Genomic DNA, 14,387 nt, shown 5'->3' with positions numbered 1-14,387 from the left:
TTCCAAGGGCATTTCTACAGCGCCCATGCAGAATTCTGAAGAACGACCCGGTAGCCATCCGGGTCTTCGAATGTCTTGCCGAGGTTATCCCAATAGGGATTGTAGGATGTAATACGAAGATTCATTGAAAATGACTCTTCGTATTCCCCTTGAAAATATCTCAAGCCTCTGATGCATTTAAGATATTTTCAATGTCTTCAAGTCGAGGATGCGTGAGCATCTTCGAGACTTGGTGTAACAGGTGGAAAACCGGCATCCCGCATTCGGTTGACAGCCGCCTGCCACGCATCCTCCTCCGGCAGATAAAAGACCAGCAGATTGTCCTGCGTCGGTGCCCGTCCGACTGAATGCCCGATATGATGGGTGAATTCCAGGTGATATGGCCAGCGCTTATGGCCGAACATCACGCCGTTAAAGCCATTATGGTCGCGGAACGAGGCAATTTCCTCAAAGCCGAGGCCAGATTGATAGAAGGGCCGAAGCCCTTCTATGCTGTCAGTCGGTCGTGCCACCCGCAAAATTGGGGCGGACATGATTATCGATCCAGATGGCTCAACGCAGCCACCAGACCTGCCGTGGATGCATCTTGCCCATCGGTTCCTGCCTTGCCCTGTACCACCGGCAGCAGGCCGGTTGCCAGTTCCTTGCCCAGTTCCACACCCCATTGATCGAAGGAATTGATGCCGAACAGCACGCCTTCAACAAACACCCGGTGTTCGTAAAGCGCGATCAGGCGACCGAGCGCGAAAGGGGTCAACTGTTCATAGACAAAGGTGATCGACGGGCGGTTGCCGGTAAAGACCCGGTGCGGTGCGATATGATCGGCCTTGGCCTGGTCCATGCCGGATTTCAGCAGCTGGCCCTTGGCCTCATCCAGCGTGCGGCCCTTCATCAGGGCTGCCGATTGGGCCAGGCAATTGGCGATCAGCAAGTCATGCTGGTGGCGCAGTTCCGGCTCGAATCCCTTGGCGGCAATCATAAACTCGGCCGGGATCACGCTCGTGCCCTGGTGGATCAGCTGGTAGAAGGCGTGCTGGCCATTGGTGCCGGGTTCGCCCCAGACCACCGGTCCAGAATTACCCTTCACCGGGCTGCCATCGATGGTCACGCCCTTGCCGTTGGATTCCATGTCGAGCTGTTGCAGATAGGCCGGGAAGCGCGATAGACGCTGATCGTAAGGCAGGATGGCGCGGGTCGGGTAATCCAGCACATTGCGATGGTGATAGCCGATCGCGCCCAGCAGCATCGGCAGGTTTTCCCGGAACGGCGCGGTGCGGAAATGCATATCCATGGCATGGGCGCCGGCCAGGAATTCTACGAAATTATCGGCGCCGACAGCAATCATCAGCGGCAGGCCGATGGCCGACCAGATGGAGTAACGTCCGCCGACCCAATCCCAGAAGCCGAACACCCGGTCGGAGCCGATGCCGAAGGCAGCGACCTTGTCGAGCGCGGTCGAGACGGCGGCAAAGTGATCGCCAACGGCGCTTTCACCCAGCGCCGAGGCAATGAAGGCCCGGGCCGTTGCGGCATTGGTCATGGTTTCGATGGTGGTGAAGGTCTTGGAGGCGACGATGAACAGCGTCGTTTCCGGCTCCAGCAGTTTCAGCGTATCGGCGATATGGGCGCCATCGACATTGGAGACGAAATGCAGGCGTGGGCCGTCGTGAAACGGTGCCAGCGCCAGCGTTGCCATGGCGGGGCCGAGATCGGACCCACCTATGCCGATATTGACCACATCGGTGATCTGGAGACCGGTCGAGCCGGTAATCGTGCCCTGGCGCAGGCCTTCCGCAAACGCCGACATGGCGTGCAGCACAGCATTGACATCCGGCATGACGTTCTTGCCATCGACCACGACAGGCGTATTGGCGCGATTGCGCAGTGCCGTATGCAAGACGGCGCGGCCTTCGGTAAAGTTGATTGCCTCGCCGTTAAACATCGCTTCGCGCTTTTCAGCCACGCCACCTTGCGTGCAGAGCTTTTCCAGCAGGGCCATGATCTCGTCATTGACGGCGCATTTGGAGTAATCCATCAGCAGGTCGTCAAAGCGACTGGAAAACCGCTCGAAACGTTTGGGATCGCTTGCAAAAGCGCCGCGAATATCAGTGGCGGCGGTGGCCGCGACGGTGGACTTCAGCTGTTCGACGATAGCGTACATTCGCATACTCCAATCCAATCACGGACGGGAACCTACTGCATAATTCCCAAAACCGGAATGTTTTAAGGAGAAAAATAATCCGATAGAAATGAGGGGGGATTGCCCTCTCTCCCCCGCAAGGCAGAGAAGACCGACGAGAGGGGCGGAAAGCCCCATCTCGTCACTGTCTGCCCCGGTGTCTTTAAGGCCTCAGATCCTTGCGCAGGATCTTGCCGACGTTGGATTTCGGCAATTCCTCAAGAAAAGCCACATGGCGAGGGCGCTTGTAATTGGTCAGGTTTGCGGCGCAATGGTCCTTGACCTGCTGCTCCGTCAGGCTTGGGTCCTTGCGCACCACGAACAGTTTGACGGCTTCACCGGAATGTGGGTCGGGCACACCGATAGCCGCTGCCTCCAGCACGCCGGGATGCATGACCGCGACTTCCTCGATTTCGTTGGGATAGACATTGAAGCCGGAGACCAGGATCATATCCTTCTTGCGGTCGACGATCTTGGTATAGCCGCGCGCGTCCATGAAGCCCATGTCGCCGGTGCGGAAAAACCCGTCCGCGGTCATTGCCCGCGCCGTTTCTTCCGGGCGTTGCCAGTAGCCTGCCATGACCTGCGGTCCACGAATGCAGATTTCCCCGACCTCTCCCAAAGCCAGGCTTTCGCCCTGTTCATCACGGATATCGACATCGGTGGAGGAAATCGGCATGCCGATGCAGCCGCTGAAGTCCTTGTCGTTCATGCGGTTGGCGGTTGCCACCGGCGAGGTTTCCGACAGGCCGTAGCCCTCGGTGATCGGGCAGCCGGTAATCTGGTGCCACCGATCGGCAATCGGCCGCTGCACCGACATGCCACCGGCAAAGGTCAGTTGCAGATGGGAGAAGTCCAGCTTGCGGAAGGCCTCATTGTTCATCAGGGCATTGAACAGCGTATTCAGGCCGATGATGATGTTGAAATCATGCCGGGACATCTCCTTGGCAAAGCCTGGAATGTCGCGCGGATTGGCGATCAGGATATTGTGGCCGCCGCAGGCAATGCCCATCAGGGCGTTCACGGTCAGCGCAAAGATATGATAGAGCGGCAAAGCGCAGATGAAGGTCAGCGTTTCGGGTCTTGAGCGCGTATCGAAAGCAGAACCCAGCCATAGCGACATCTGCATGGTATTGGCAATGAGGTTGCCATGGGTCAGCACCGCCCCCTTGGAAACGCCTGTCGTGCCGCCGGTATATTGCAGAAAGGCGATATCGTTGCGGGAAAGGGGTTCTGGCCTTAATCGGGCGTTCCCACCTGCTGCCAGCACCGATGCGAAGCTTCGGGAATTGGCAATCGACCAGGCAGGCACGAGCTTCTTCACCTTGCGAACGATGAAATTCACCAGATGGCCCTTCAGGCCGAGCATGTCGCCCATGCTTGTCACGACCACGCGGCGTAGGGACACCTTGTCCATCACCGCCTGCACCGTGTGGGCAAAATTCTCCAGCACGAAAATCGCAACCGCGCCGGAATCCTTCAGCTGATGTGCCAGTTCGCGCGGGGTATAGAGCGGATTGACATTGACGACGATCATTCCGGCCTTGAGGATGCCAAACACAATCACCGGGTTTTGCAAGACGTTGGGCATCATCACGGCGATCCGGTCGCCTTTGCTGAACCCTTCCGCTTGCAGCCAGGCGGCAATTTTCGTTGCCTGCTCACCAAGCTCCTGGAAGGTCATGGAGCGGCCCATGCTGGTGAAGGCCTTGCGGGACGCATAGGTCACGCAGTTTTCATCGAACAGTTCGGGCAGCGATTCGTGATCGAGGGGCGGCAGTTCCGCAGGCACCGAGGCGGGATAGGATGCAAGCCAGATTCGGCGCGCCGCAAAATTGCTTTCAGGCCTGGACAGAGTATTCATTCCTCACTCCCTTTTTCGACATCCTGCCCCTCCCTCCTCAAGGTGATGACAGTGCGCCCGACCACGCACTCCAAATATGGAGCGTTGAGCTCCAGGAATGCAAGTCCAACGTTATAGTAACTTTGACGTAAACGTCAATTAATCCCCAGCAAAAATAATGTGAAATCATTTTGTTCCACGGCATCGAAGATGTTTACGCACAGGCAGCTTCGACGACACCCGCATGGCGACCAGTTTCGCATTGAACCAACCTGCCGGTGATGCGTTAGCTCTTATGAAACTTCACGCAAACAAGGAGGAAAGTGTCATGGTCTTCAAACCGGCTAAAACTTTCGGGGAGGCCCCTGAGATCGTTGAGGAAAATCCGCCTCTGGCAGAGCTGGAAACGGCGGTGGCCTCTCAGCTTGCTGGTTCCGACGGTATCGATGCCTCTGATATCGAGGTGATAGCGCTCGGCAATGAAATTTGCTTGCGAGGCCTTGTCTATTCCGAGAGCGAAGTCGACCGGGCTATTGAAGTCGCTCTTTCGGTTCCCGGTGTTTTCAAGGTTTCTGTCGATCTGGAAATTGTCGAACGCACGATCCATTGACGCGGGCCTCCACACGCGGCGCGTAGGCGTGTGGCACCACTCCATAAACAACAAGGCCCGGGAAAAACCCGGGCCTTTATCACTTCAGTTGCTATCGAATATCAGGTTTGAATCGTCCGCAAAAGTGCCATGCTGCGAGGCAGCAGTTTGAATTTTTCGCCTTGCTTGACCTTCTCACCCTGACGCTCCGGATCGCCGGTGATCAGTTCGAGCACCCGTTCTCCGCCGCTTTCCTTGGGAATGGTGAAGATGGTGTCTTCATCGAGCGGATTGAACAGCATCATGATATCCGACCAGATGCCTTCTTCGACCTGGAGGTCTTCGCGGTGAAGACGTGTGATCAGCGCATTGCTGTTTTCCCAGTTTTCCGAGGTTTGACGACCGCCGCTGACGCTGTACCAATCGATCATCATGCCATCGCGCCAGTTCTCCCGCCGCAGCAATGGCTGCTCCTTGCGAAGTGCGATGACCCGCCGTGTGAAATCACGCAGGGCGTCGGCGCTGTCGGGCAGATTTTCCCAATGCAGCCAGCTGATTTCGCTGTCCTGGCAATAACCGTTGTTATTGCCCATTTGTGAACGACCGAATTCGTCACCGGCCAGCAGCATCGGCGTGCCATGGGAAAACAGCAGAGTGGCCAGGAAATTGCGCTTCTGGCGCTCGCGCACCGCATTGGTGCCTTCGTCATCGGTCGGGCCTTCGTGGCCATAATTATGGCTGCGATTGTCATTGTGACCGTCGTTATTATCCTCGCCATTGTCTTCGTTATGCTTGCCATCATAGGAGACGAGGTCATTCAGCGTGAAGCCATCATGGGCGGTGATGAAATTGACGCTGGCCCAGGGACGGCGGCCGCGCTGGTCGTAGAGATCGCCGGAACCCAGCAGACGAGCCGCGAAATCCGGAGCGCAATTGTCACCGTTCAGCCAATACTCTCGGCAACTGTCACGGTATTTGTCATTCCACTCCGCCCAGCCGGGCGGAAAGCCGCCAACCTGATAACCACCTGGACCGATGTCCCAGGGCTCGCCGATCAGCTTGACGCCGGCAAGTGTCGGGTCCTGGGTAACCGCGTCGAAAAAGCCGCCGCGCTCATCGAAGCCCTCGGGCTCGCGGCCCAGAATGGTGCCGAGATCGAAGCGGAAACCATCGACATGCATGTCATCGGCCCAGTAACGCAGCGAGTCCATCACCATCTGCAGAACCCGCGGATGGGAGGTGTTCACCGTGTTGCCGGTGCCGGTATCATTGATGTAATAGCGGTGATTGTCCGGCAGGGTGCGATAGTAGGAAAAGTTGTCGATACCCTTGAAGGACAAGGTCGAGCCAAGCTCATTGCCTTCCGCCGTGTGATTGTAGACCACGTCGAGAATAACCTCGATGCCGCCATCATGGAAGGCGCGAACCATGTCGCGGAAGCCCTGGATGCCGTTTGCGCCGTAATAACGGTGCGCAGGGGCAAAAAAGCCGATGGTGTTATAACCCCAGTAATTCTTCAGGCCCTTGTCCAGCAGCGGTCCGTCATCCGGGAAGGCGTGGATGGGTAGCAGTTCGACAGAGGTAATGCCAAGGCTCTTGATGTAGTCGACCGCCGCCTTATGACCAAGGCCTTCGAACGTGCCACGCAGCTCCTGCGGAATGGCGGGATTGAGCTGTGTGAAGCCCTTGACATGGGTTTCATAGACAATCGTATCGGCCCAGGAGACCTGAGGACTGCGATCATTGCCCCAATCGACCTGATTTGGATCGACGACCCGGCATTTTGGCATGAAGGCTGCGCTGTCGAGATCGTTGAAGGACAGGTCCTTGTCCGGATCATCGAAATGATAGCCGAACACTTCTGGCGACCAACGGATGTCACCCACCAGTTCGCGGGCATAGGGGTCGAGCAGCAGCTTGTTGTGATTAAAGCGATGGCCGTTCTCCGGCTCGAACGGTCCATGGACACGAAAACCGTAGAGCGCACCAGGCTTCAGGCCGGGCACAAATCCATGCCAGATTTCATTGGTGTAGTCAGGCAGATCCATCCGGGCGATCTCAATAGAGCCACTGGGATCATAGAGACACAGTTCGACGCGATCGGCATGGGCGGAAAACAGGGCGAAATTAACCCCTTCACCGGTGTAGCGGGCGCCAAGCCGTTGCCACTCACCGGGAAGAATTTTGAAGTTGTTTGTTTTGATGTCCATGGTCGCTCTCGGGGTTGTCGCTGCGGTGCAACAGTAATTCCCTCGCCATGGCTTTGTTCCCATGGCGTGTTCGGTAAGGCGTCAGGAACAATTACCGGCTTTATTTGTTCGTCATTTCCATTGGCCATTTTCATTGCTCATTTCGGTGACGCCCGCCAGCCGGCGGGTGCGGCCCACATACAAGCCCGGTACAAACAAATGGCACAGGTCCGACGCGACGGCATAGGAGGTTCCATGCATCAGAATCAATTGGACAACAGCAAACGTGTGGCTCTGGTCACAGGCGCGGGGTCCGGCATTGGGCGGGCAGCCGCCATGAGACTTGCTCAGGATGGCTGCGCTGTCGGTTTACTGGGCCGCACCAAACACGAGTTGGAACGGGTTGCCGAAGACATCCACCACGCGAATGGCGAGGCCATGGTGCTTGTTGCGGATGTCGCTGACAGCGATTCCATGCGGGCAGGGGTCGAAACTTTGATTGCCTGGGGTGGCCATCTCGACATCGTGGTGGCCAATGCCGGGGTCAATGGTGTCTGGGCGCCAATCGATGAATTGCAGCCGCAGGAATGGGACCAGACCATGGCCATCAATCTGCGTGGCACTTATCTGACGGTGCATCTGACCGTGCCGCATCTGCGCCGAAGCGGCGGCGGCAGTATTGTCGTTGTCTCTTCCATTAACGGCACGCGCACCTTCACCTCTGCCGGTGCCACGGCCTATAGCGCCACCAAGGCCGGTCAGCTGGCCATGGTGCAGCAATTGGCGGTGGAATTGGGGCCAGACCGTATCCGCATCAATGCGGTGTGCCCCGGGGCAATTGAAACGGCAATTGATGACAATACGGAAAAGCGCGCTACGGAACGGCTCGACATCCCGCAGCCGCCGCAGCATCAGGCCATTCCCCTGACACGGGGTACGCCGGGCACAGCTCAGGAGGTCGCCGATCTGATTGGTTTTCTGGCGTCCGATGCCGCCCGCCATATCAGTGGTACACCCGTGTGGATTGATGGGGCGCAAAGTCTGATCCGATAGAATGCAAATGATTTATTTTAGTCGAAATAAGTAAAAGGGGAGTTTGATGATGCAACTGCTTTAAGTGTCGTTAGGTTTTGCGTATTTTAATCATTTGTTAAGCATGACTTACTCTTTTTGGCCCAAAGTTGAACAAAGACCGCGTTGGCGCGTTAGCGGCTCAGACAAGGAGACAATGTCATGAAGCCAGAGCCTGAAACGATCCTGATTGTGGAAGACGATGCGTTCATTTCGATGGATGCGGCCGATTGCGTTGCTCATACGGGGGCCAATGTGGTGACCACGGAAACGGTCAGCGATGCGCTTATCTGCCTCGAAGCCAACAGGATCACCGCCGCCATACTGGATTTCCAAGTGGACACCTCGATTTACCGGTCGCAGTTGGCAAGATGGTGCCGTGGATGTATTTCCGCGATGAACTCGCGCGGATGATCGCCCATTTTTTGTGATGATTGCCGCATCTGCGGCATGCATTTCGGCCTTCCGGCCAGCTGCGCGTTATGCGGTCCGTGGTTTTCCAGTCAGCCAGACATAGCGAAGCATGTTGTAGGTGATATTGGCCATGCCGATCTTCACCCTCGCTCGGCTGATTCCGATGGTGCGCACGAAGAGCTTCATCTTGTCCTTCTGCCGCGCAAAGACATGTTCGATGGCGGAGCGGACCTTCGAACGACGGCCGTTGGCGCGCGACATCGCCTCCGGCATGGGTTTGCCCTTTGGCTTCTTCTGATGGATGTCGGACTTTAGGCCATTGTCCTGCAACCATTCCTCGTTGGTCTTGGAGCGATAGGCCGTATCGGCCCAGACCGTCGACGCGGTATTGTCTTTGGTCACTACGTTTCGAAGCTGGGCTCCGTCATGGGCGCTCGCACTCGTCACCGTCCATCCCCGGATAAAGCCATGGGCTCGGTCGATGCCTGCATGGTTTTTGTAACCAAACATTGGAATGGCAATATCGTGCTGGCCAGTCGTCGTCGACGTCGGCGTCTCCGTTGGCCGTTTCGCCTTGGAATACTTCACTGTCCATCGCGCGTCGCGGTCCTTCTGGGCCAGCCTGGCGGGTTTATCCTTCCAGTCCTCAGGGATTTCGCCGGCCTTGATCGCGTCTTTCTCGTCCTGGCTGTTATGTTGCTTGGGAGCCTGGATGATCGTGGCGTCAACGATCTGCCCGCCTTTGGCCAGATATCCGGAACGTGAGAGATGCTTGTCGAAACGGGCAAACAGATTATCAATGGCACCTGCACGCACCAAACTCTCTCGGAACAGCCAGATCGTCTTGGCATCCGGCACCTTCTGCGAAAGGGAAAGGCCAAGGAAACGCATAAACGACAGCCGGTCCTGGATAACAAACTCTGCTTGGTCGTCGGAGAGATTATAAAGCGCTTGCAGCACCAGGATTTTAAACATCAGAACCGACGGAAATGGTGGACGTCCACCCTTCGATCCGTCGGACCGCTTCAGCGCCTTCGCTAAAGGTTTTTCAAATATCGCCCATGGAATGATGCTGTTGAGCTTCTCCAGCGGATCGCCGACGGCACTCAGCCGTTCGTAACGATCATCCAAATCCCAAAAGCCCGGTTGCCCACGCATCATCCGCTCCCAGAAAATCACACTGGCCGGATTGAATCATGAAACGCGGAAAATGGGGAGGTTTTTAGAGGTGTCCAAGTGTTGGACGGAAAGATAACGCCAGTGGTGGAAAGACTATGCCGCTCCGGCATTCCTTACAGGGTCGTCTCGGGATCGCCGCTTCAGGAAATCGTCGCCTGCGGCATTCCCGCTGACCGTATCATTGCCAAGCCGGCGGATTATGTAAATGTCATGGTCCAACTGGTGAGAGAGCGCCCGTGGTCGGCGCTGAGGGCAACCAGCTATTAATATCTGTTTTCCCGAAAACCAAATTATCGGTCAGGTTTTCGAATAAGGCCGCCAATTGCCATCGGTCGGGTAGTCGACCTGCAAAAAATACAGGCCCTGTGGCGGCGCCACCGGGCCGCAGGCCTTGCGGTCGCGGGCCTCCAGCGCATCGCGGACATCCTGCGGCGTCATTTTGCCTTCGCCCGCCATTTTCAAGGTGCCGGCGAAAGATCTGATCTGGTTGTGCAGAAAACTCTGGGCGGAGGCGCGGATCTCGATGAGATCGCCGTTGCGGCTGACATCCAGCCGGTCCAGCGTGCGCACCGGGCTGATTGCCTGACAATGAACCGAGCGGAAAGTGGTGAAGTCGTGATTGCCGACCAGCATTTGCGCCGCCGCATGCATGGCTTCGTGGTCTAGGGGTTTCGATACCCACCAGGCGCGATTGGCCTCCAGCGCCAGCCTGGACGGGCGTGAGATGATCCGATAGAGATAATGACGTTTCAGCGCCGAAAACCGCGCATCGAAGGCGTCAGGAACGGCTTCGCCAGCCAGAATAGAGATTGCTTCCCCAGCCTGCGCCAGATGCGCGTTCAGCGCGTTGCGCAGCTTGTAAGGCAGCCATTGACGCGAAAGATCGACATGCGCCACCTGGCCGCTGGCATGAACGCCGGAATCGGTGCGGCCTGCACCCCGGATCGCAACCGTTTCCCCCGTCAGGCCAAGAACTGCCGCTTCCAGCGCGCCCTGCACGGAGGGGCCATTGTCCTGCCGCTGCCAACCGACATAGGGTGTGCCGTCATATTCCACGGTCAGCTTGTAACGTGGCATCAGGTTCCGGCCTTTGCCGAGGCAAATACCGTGCCGGTACCTACGGGCGTGCCGCGCAGGAATTCCACGGCATCCAGTGGCTTGCCACCGGCCTTTTGCAGCCGGACAAGGCGAACTGCGCCCAGGCCACAGGCAATGGTCAAGGCGTCGTCCAGCACGGTGCCAGGCACCTCTGCGGTTTCAGTATCTTCCGCCAGCTTGCTGGCCAGAACCTTGATACGTTCCGGCTTGCCGTTGATGTCCGCCTCGAACCAGGCACCCGGAAAGGGCGACAGGCCGCGAATGCCGTTGTGAACCTGCGTGGCGGGCTTTGAAAAGTCGATGCGGGTTTCGGCCTTGTCGATCTTGGTGGCGTAAACGACGCCATCTTCCGGCTGGGCTGTCAGCGGCAGGTCGCCCGCCTCCAGTTTGGCCATGGCCTCAACCATCGCCTCGGCACCGATCCGGCTCAGGGCGTCGTGCAGCTCACCGGCGGTCATGTCGGGGGTAATGGTCAGGCGGCGCGTCAGGGCCACCGGGCCGGTGTCCAGCCCCTTGTCCATCTTCATTACCATCATGCCGGTTTGCGTATCTCCGGCCATGATGGCGCGCTGGATCGGCGCTGCACCCCGCCAGCGGGGCAGGAGCGAGGCGTGGCCATTATAACAGCCCAGCCGCGTCCCCGTCAGGATGGCTTCGGGCAGCAGCAGGCCATAGGCCACGACCACGGCAACATCGGCCTGATGGGCGGCGAAGGCATCGCGATCGTCCTGCGCCTTGAAATTTAACGGCGTCAGCACCGGCAGTCCGAGCTTTTCGGCCTGCTGATGGATGGGAGACTTGGTCAGATCCAGTCCCCGGCGTCCGGCCGGGCGCGGCGGCTGGCTATAGACCGCAACAATCTGATGGCCCGCCTCGCAGAGCGCGTTCAGGATCGGCACCGAAAAATCGGGAGTGCCCATGAAAATCATGCGAAGAGCCATGGATCAAGACCGATCTTCTAGAGGTTATCGGGGAGGAGGTGGAACCGGATTTTCCCAAAAACACACTCCAGGACGATAGGGCCTGCAATCTGCCGGGTTCAGCACGAACCCGGCAGGTTCTAGACCGTCACTTTTGACTTCGCCGCCTTGGAGAATTTCTTGATCACCATTTCACGTTTCAGTCGCGAAATATGGTCGATGAACAGCGTGCCGTTCAGATGGTCGATTTCATGTTGCAGGCAGGTGGCAAGCAGGCCATCGGCCTCGATCAGCTGCTCCTTGCCGTGGCGATCCAGCGATTTCACCGTGACGGCTGCTGGCCGTTCCACTTCCGCATAGTAATCGGGAATGGAAAGGCAGCCTTCCTCATAGGTAGAGCGGGCCTGCGAACTGCCAATGATTTCCGGATTGATGAAGACCAGCGGCTGCTTGTCTTCGCCTTCCTTTGAAACATCGATGACCAGAAGACGGCGAGGTACGGCCACCTGAACGGCGGCGAGGCCGATGCCGGGCGCATCATACATGGTCTCGAGCATGTCATCGATCAGCCGCTCAAGGTCGGCATCGATCCGCTCAATGGGTTGGGAGACCTCGCGCAGCAGCGGGTCAGGCAAAATGATAATCGGCTTTGTCGTCATGAATCTCCCCATAAACCATCCCGGTTTTCAAGGAAATCAAAAAAATGCGCGAAAAGCCACGCCAGTGACTGAGAGACGGTGGCCGGTCAGTTCAGGACGCGGCGCAGGTCGGGGGTGTCCAGCGAAAAAGCGGGAATGGCGACGTCGAATGTTTCGGCATCGTCGGTTTCCATTTCGTAGCGGCCGAACATGATGCCGGATGGCGTATCCAGTGGACAACCTGAAGAATATTCAAAACTTTCCCCAGGCGCCAGGCGCGGCTGTTCGCCGATCACGCCTGGACCGCTAACCTCGTCCACCTGGCCATTCTGATCCGTAATATGCCAGTAACGATTGATCAGCCGCACGGCCACATTCGACTGATTGACAATCAGGACCCTGTAGCCCCAGACATAGCGGCTGTCTTCCGGATCGGACTGTTCCGCCAGATAAAAGGGCTCGACGCTAACCTCGATATCCCGCGTCAGCGCGCGATACATGAAAGAAGACTTCTTGACGCTTTGGTAAGCATACATTTGCAAAAGCCGATAAGGTTATGGTTTGTGGCAGTGTCGCTACAGGGAAATAATCCTGCGTTAATAAAGACCATTAACAGACTTAATTTCCAGTAAAAAATAAGGGTATTGGAAAATTTTTTAGAGTTTAAAAAACCTGCCGCGGCAAACTTAGGGAAAGACTGGCGCCACTATATCAGGTTTCTCCATGAAGGATATGGGTGTTTCAGATCGGGCTACGGCGCTGCCCGTTTTATAAAATGCACAAAGGACGCTGTTGCACTTTATATCTGTTGCATCGTTATGCGGTTCAGGTGGCGCGTCACGCCACCTGAAATCTTACGGCTTGAGAGCGGCTCAAGCCTTTCCGTCCTTGGCATTTGTGCCCATCAGGCGGAAACTGCCTCCAGTGCCTGAGCGAAGTCTTCTACCAGATCTTCTGCGTCTTCAATGCCGCAGGACAGGCGCAATGTGCCGCCGGACATGCCAAGCGTCGCACGGGCTTCGTCCGTCAGGTTCTTGTGGGTGGTGGTGGCCGGGTGAGTGATCAGGCTCTTGGCATCACCGAGATTGTTGGAGATCTTCACCACTTGCAGAGCATTCTGCAGGGCAAAAGCCGCCGCCTTGCCGCCCTTCATTTCGAAAGCAACCAGTGTGGAGCCGCCCTTCATCTGCTTGGCGACGATGTCGGCCTGCGGATGGTCGGCGCGGCCTGGATAGATGACGCGGGCGATCTTGCTGTTATCTGCCAGAAAATCGGCGATACGACCGGCATTTTCCGTCTGCTGCTTGACGCGCAGCGGCAGGGTTTCCACGCCTTTCAACAGGGTCCAGGCGTTGAAGGGGGACATGGCCGGACCGGTATGGCGGAAGTAATCCTGAAGCTTTTCCTCGATCCATTGCTTGGACGACAGCACGATACCGCCCAGGCATCGGCCCTGGCCGTCGATATGCTTGGTTGCCGAATAGACAACGACATGGGCGCCAAGTTCCAGCGGGTTTTGAAAGAGCGGGGTGGCGAAAACATTGTCGACCACCACGGTCGCGCCGACCTGGTTGGCAAGCTTGGCGACGCCGGCGATATCCACCACTTCCAGGGTAGGATTGGTAGGGCTTTCCAGGAAAAACACCTTGGTATTCGGGCGGATAGCATCCTCCCAATTCTTCAGGTCGCGGCCATCGACCAGGGTGAAATCCACGCCATATTTAGGTGCCAGAGTTTCGATCACCCAGCGGCAGGAGCCGAACAGGGCGCGGGCAGCGACAATATGGTCGCCTGCCTGAACCTGGCAGAGAATGGCGGCGGCAACGGCAGCCATGCCGGAAGCCATGGCGCGGCCCTCTTCGGCGCCTTCCAGCAGGCACATGCGCTTTTCGAACATGTCATTGGTGGGGCTGCCGTAGCGGGCGTAAATATAACCTTCGGTCTCGCCCTTGAAGCGGGCTTCTGCCGCTTCCGAGCTGTCGTAGACGAAACCCTGGGTGAGATAGATGGCTTCGGATGTTTCGCCATAAGGTGAACGCAGCGTGCCGCCATGAACGAGTTTGGTTGCTGGGCGCCAGTTGTTAGCCATGCTGTATGAGCCTTTCGAACACAAAAAAACCGGTCGCGAAATACGGACCGGTTTGCACGTGTCCGATCTTTTTAGCCAATTGTTTAACGTGGCTGCAAGCCGACCGGCCAAATCACCACGGGATAAGATTTGCTTACGCCGTTCTTTTGCTTGCGTCAATTCCCGGAGTTTGGTTTTG

15 protein-coding genes and 1 riboswitch are annotated in these 14,387 nt (G+C 57.2%); of the genes, 4 read left to right on the top strand and 11 right to left on the bottom strand.

Annotation, left to right across the window (positions count from 1 at the left end; translation table 11 throughout):
- Window positions 1-14: 14 nt before the first annotated feature.
- From V6582_RS27535 to V6582_RS08120, 4 genes are all read right to left on the bottom strand, one after another.
- Window positions 15-125 (bottom strand): hypothetical protein, encoded by a 111-nt coding sequence (locus V6582_RS27535; protein WP_420360213.1) that lies wholly within the window; start codon window positions 123-125, stop codon window positions 15-17.
- 72 nt (window positions 126-197) lie between these two features.
- Window positions 198-533 carry a VOC family protein gene (locus V6582_RS08130; protein ID WP_156633061.1) on the bottom strand — a complete coding sequence of 112 codons (336 nt, stop codon included), beginning with the start codon at window positions 531-533 and terminating at the stop codon, window positions 198-200.
- A gap of 2 nt (window positions 534-535) precedes the next feature.
- A complete protein-coding gene (pgi, locus tag V6582_RS08125) occupies window positions 536-2,161 on the bottom strand; it encodes a glucose-6-phosphate isomerase (protein ID WP_156633062.1) in 1,626 nt (541 codons plus the stop codon).
- Window positions 2,162-2,342: 181 nt separating this feature from the next.
- On the bottom strand, window positions 2,343-4,043 hold the full coding sequence (locus V6582_RS08120) for a long-chain-fatty-acid--CoA ligase (RefSeq protein ID WP_156633064.1): 1,701 nt from the start codon (window positions 4,041-4,043) through the stop codon (window positions 2,343-2,345).
- Between the two features lie 307 nt (window positions 4,044-4,350).
- On the opposite strand from V6582_RS08120, the gene V6582_RS08115 reads away from it, so the two are divergent.
- On the top strand, window positions 4,351-4,632 hold the full coding sequence (locus V6582_RS08115; RefSeq protein ID WP_070163652.1) for a BON domain-containing protein: 282 nt from the start codon (window positions 4,351-4,353) through the stop codon (window positions 4,630-4,632).
- Between the two features lie 101 nt (window positions 4,633-4,733).
- On the opposite strand, the gene glgX is transcribed toward V6582_RS08115, so the two are convergent.
- Complete coding sequence (glgX, locus tag V6582_RS08110; RefSeq protein WP_156633066.1) at window positions 4,734-6,821, bottom strand: glycogen debranching protein GlgX; 2,088 nt, start codon at window positions 6,819-6,821, stop codon at window positions 4,734-4,736.
- Between the two features lie 234 nt (window positions 6,822-7,055).
- Here glgX and V6582_RS08105 point away from each other — a divergent pair, with 234 nt between their 5' ends.
- The gene (locus V6582_RS08105) at window positions 7,056-7,853 is read left to right on the top strand and encodes an SDR family oxidoreductase (protein ID WP_156633068.1); all 798 of its coding nucleotides are present in this window, start codon (window positions 7,056-7,058) and stop codon (window positions 7,851-7,853) included.
- 180 nt (window positions 7,854-8,033) lie between these two features.
- On the top strand, window positions 8,034-8,285 hold the full coding sequence (locus V6582_RS08100; RefSeq protein ID WP_234889773.1) for a hypothetical protein: 252 nt from the start codon (window positions 8,034-8,036) through the stop codon (window positions 8,283-8,285).
- Between the two features lie 66 nt (window positions 8,286-8,351).
- On the opposite strand, the gene V6582_RS08095 is transcribed toward V6582_RS08100, so the two are convergent.
- A complete protein-coding gene (locus tag V6582_RS08095; protein WP_349508847.1) occupies window positions 8,352-9,443 on the bottom strand; it encodes an IS5 family transposase in 1,092 nt (363 codons plus the stop codon).
- An 81-nt stretch (window positions 9,444-9,524) separates the two neighbouring features.
- On the opposite strand from V6582_RS08095, the gene V6582_RS08090 reads away from it, so the two are divergent.
- Entirely contained in the window at window positions 9,525-9,731 is a 207-nt protein-coding gene (locus V6582_RS08090) for a hypothetical protein (protein ID WP_234889879.1), read from the top strand.
- 30 nt (window positions 9,732-9,761) lie between these two features.
- Here V6582_RS08090 and truA read toward each other — a convergent pair whose 3' ends face one another.
- From truA to V6582_RS08065, 5 genes are all read right to left on the bottom strand, one after another.
- Window positions 9,762-10,541, bottom strand: a complete 780-nt coding sequence (gene truA, locus V6582_RS08085; RefSeq protein WP_156634639.1) for a tRNA pseudouridine(38-40) synthase TruA — start codon at window positions 10,539-10,541, stop codon at window positions 9,762-9,764.
- A complete protein-coding gene (gene fmt, locus V6582_RS08080; protein WP_156634640.1) occupies window positions 10,541-11,503 on the bottom strand; it encodes a methionyl-tRNA formyltransferase in 963 nt (320 codons plus the stop codon). Before fmt ends, truA begins: the two co-directional genes overlap by 1 nt.
- A gap of 119 nt (window positions 11,504-11,622) precedes the next feature.
- Window positions 11,623-12,141 (bottom strand): peptide deformylase, encoded by a 519-nt coding sequence (gene def / locus V6582_RS08075; RefSeq protein WP_070163646.1) that lies wholly within the window; start codon window positions 12,139-12,141, stop codon window positions 11,623-11,625.
- Window positions 12,142-12,227: 86 nt separating this feature from the next.
- A complete protein-coding gene (gene apaG / locus V6582_RS08070) occupies window positions 12,228-12,620 on the bottom strand; it encodes a Co2+/Mg2+ efflux protein ApaG (protein WP_156634656.1) in 393 nt (130 codons plus the stop codon).
- A 404-nt stretch (window positions 12,621-13,024) separates the two neighbouring features.
- A complete protein-coding gene (locus V6582_RS08065; RefSeq protein ID WP_156634641.1) occupies window positions 13,025-14,209 on the bottom strand; it encodes an O-succinylhomoserine sulfhydrylase in 1,185 nt (394 codons plus the stop codon).
- Between the two features lie 50 nt (window positions 14,210-14,259).
- Window positions 14,260-14,338: riboswitch (SAM riboswitch) on the bottom strand.
- Window positions 14,339-14,387: the final 49 nt, after the last annotated feature.

The sequence above is a fragment of the Agrobacterium vitis genome, from assembly GCF_037039395.1.
Lineage (GTDB): Bacteria > Pseudomonadota > Alphaproteobacteria > Rhizobiales > Rhizobiaceae > Allorhizobium > Allorhizobium vitis_E.
Note: the sequence above shows the minus strand (reverse complement) of the source record. Positions and strands in the feature narration are given on the sequence as shown.

Excerpts from the sequence above, each read along its gene's own strand:
- V6582_RS27535 (WP_420360213.1), bottom strand. The coding sequence starts at position 125 with ATGAATCTTCGTATTACATCCTACAATCCCTATTGGGATAACCTCGGC.
- apaG (WP_156634656.1), bottom strand. The coding sequence starts at position 12,620 with ATGTATCGCGCGCTGACGCGGGATATCGAGGTTAGCGTCGAGCCCTTT.
- V6582_RS08105 (WP_156633068.1), top strand. The coding sequence starts at position 7,056 with ATGCATCAGAATCAATTGGACAACAGCAAACGTGTGGCTCTGGTCACA.
- V6582_RS08130 (WP_156633061.1), bottom strand. The coding sequence starts at position 533 with ATGTCCGCCCCAATTTTGCGGGTGGCACGACCGACTGACAGCATAGAA.
- def (WP_070163646.1), bottom strand. The coding sequence starts at position 12,141 with ATGACGACAAAGCCGATTATCATTTTGCCTGACCCGCTGCTGCGCGAG.
- truA (WP_156634639.1), bottom strand. The coding sequence starts at position 10,541 with ATGCCACGTTACAAGCTGACCGTGGAATATGACGGCACACCCTATGTC.
- fmt (WP_156634640.1), bottom strand. The coding sequence starts at position 11,503 with ATGGCTCTTCGCATGATTTTCATGGGCACTCCCGATTTTTCGGTGCCG.
- V6582_RS08065 (WP_156634641.1), bottom strand. The coding sequence starts at position 14,209 with ATGGCTAACAACTGGCGCCCAGCAACCAAACTCGTTCATGGCGGCACG.
- glgX (WP_156633066.1), bottom strand. The coding sequence starts at position 6,821 with ATGGACATCAAAACAAACAACTTCAAAATTCTTCCCGGTGAGTGGCAA.
- V6582_RS08100 (WP_234889773.1), top strand. The coding sequence starts at position 8,034 with ATGAAGCCAGAGCCTGAAACGATCCTGATTGTGGAAGACGATGCGTTC.
- V6582_RS08115 (WP_070163652.1), top strand. The coding sequence starts at position 4,351 with ATGGTCTTCAAACCGGCTAAAACTTTCGGGGAGGCCCCTGAGATCGTT.
- pgi (WP_156633062.1), bottom strand. The coding sequence starts at position 2,161 with ATGTACGCTATCGTCGAACAGCTGAAGTCCACCGTCGCGGCCACCGCC.
- V6582_RS08095 (WP_349508847.1), bottom strand. The coding sequence starts at position 9,443 with ATGCGTGGGCAACCGGGCTTTTGGGATTTGGATGATCGTTACGAACGG.
- V6582_RS08120 (WP_156633064.1), bottom strand. The coding sequence starts at position 4,043 with ATGAATACTCTGTCCAGGCCTGAAAGCAATTTTGCGGCGCGCCGAATC.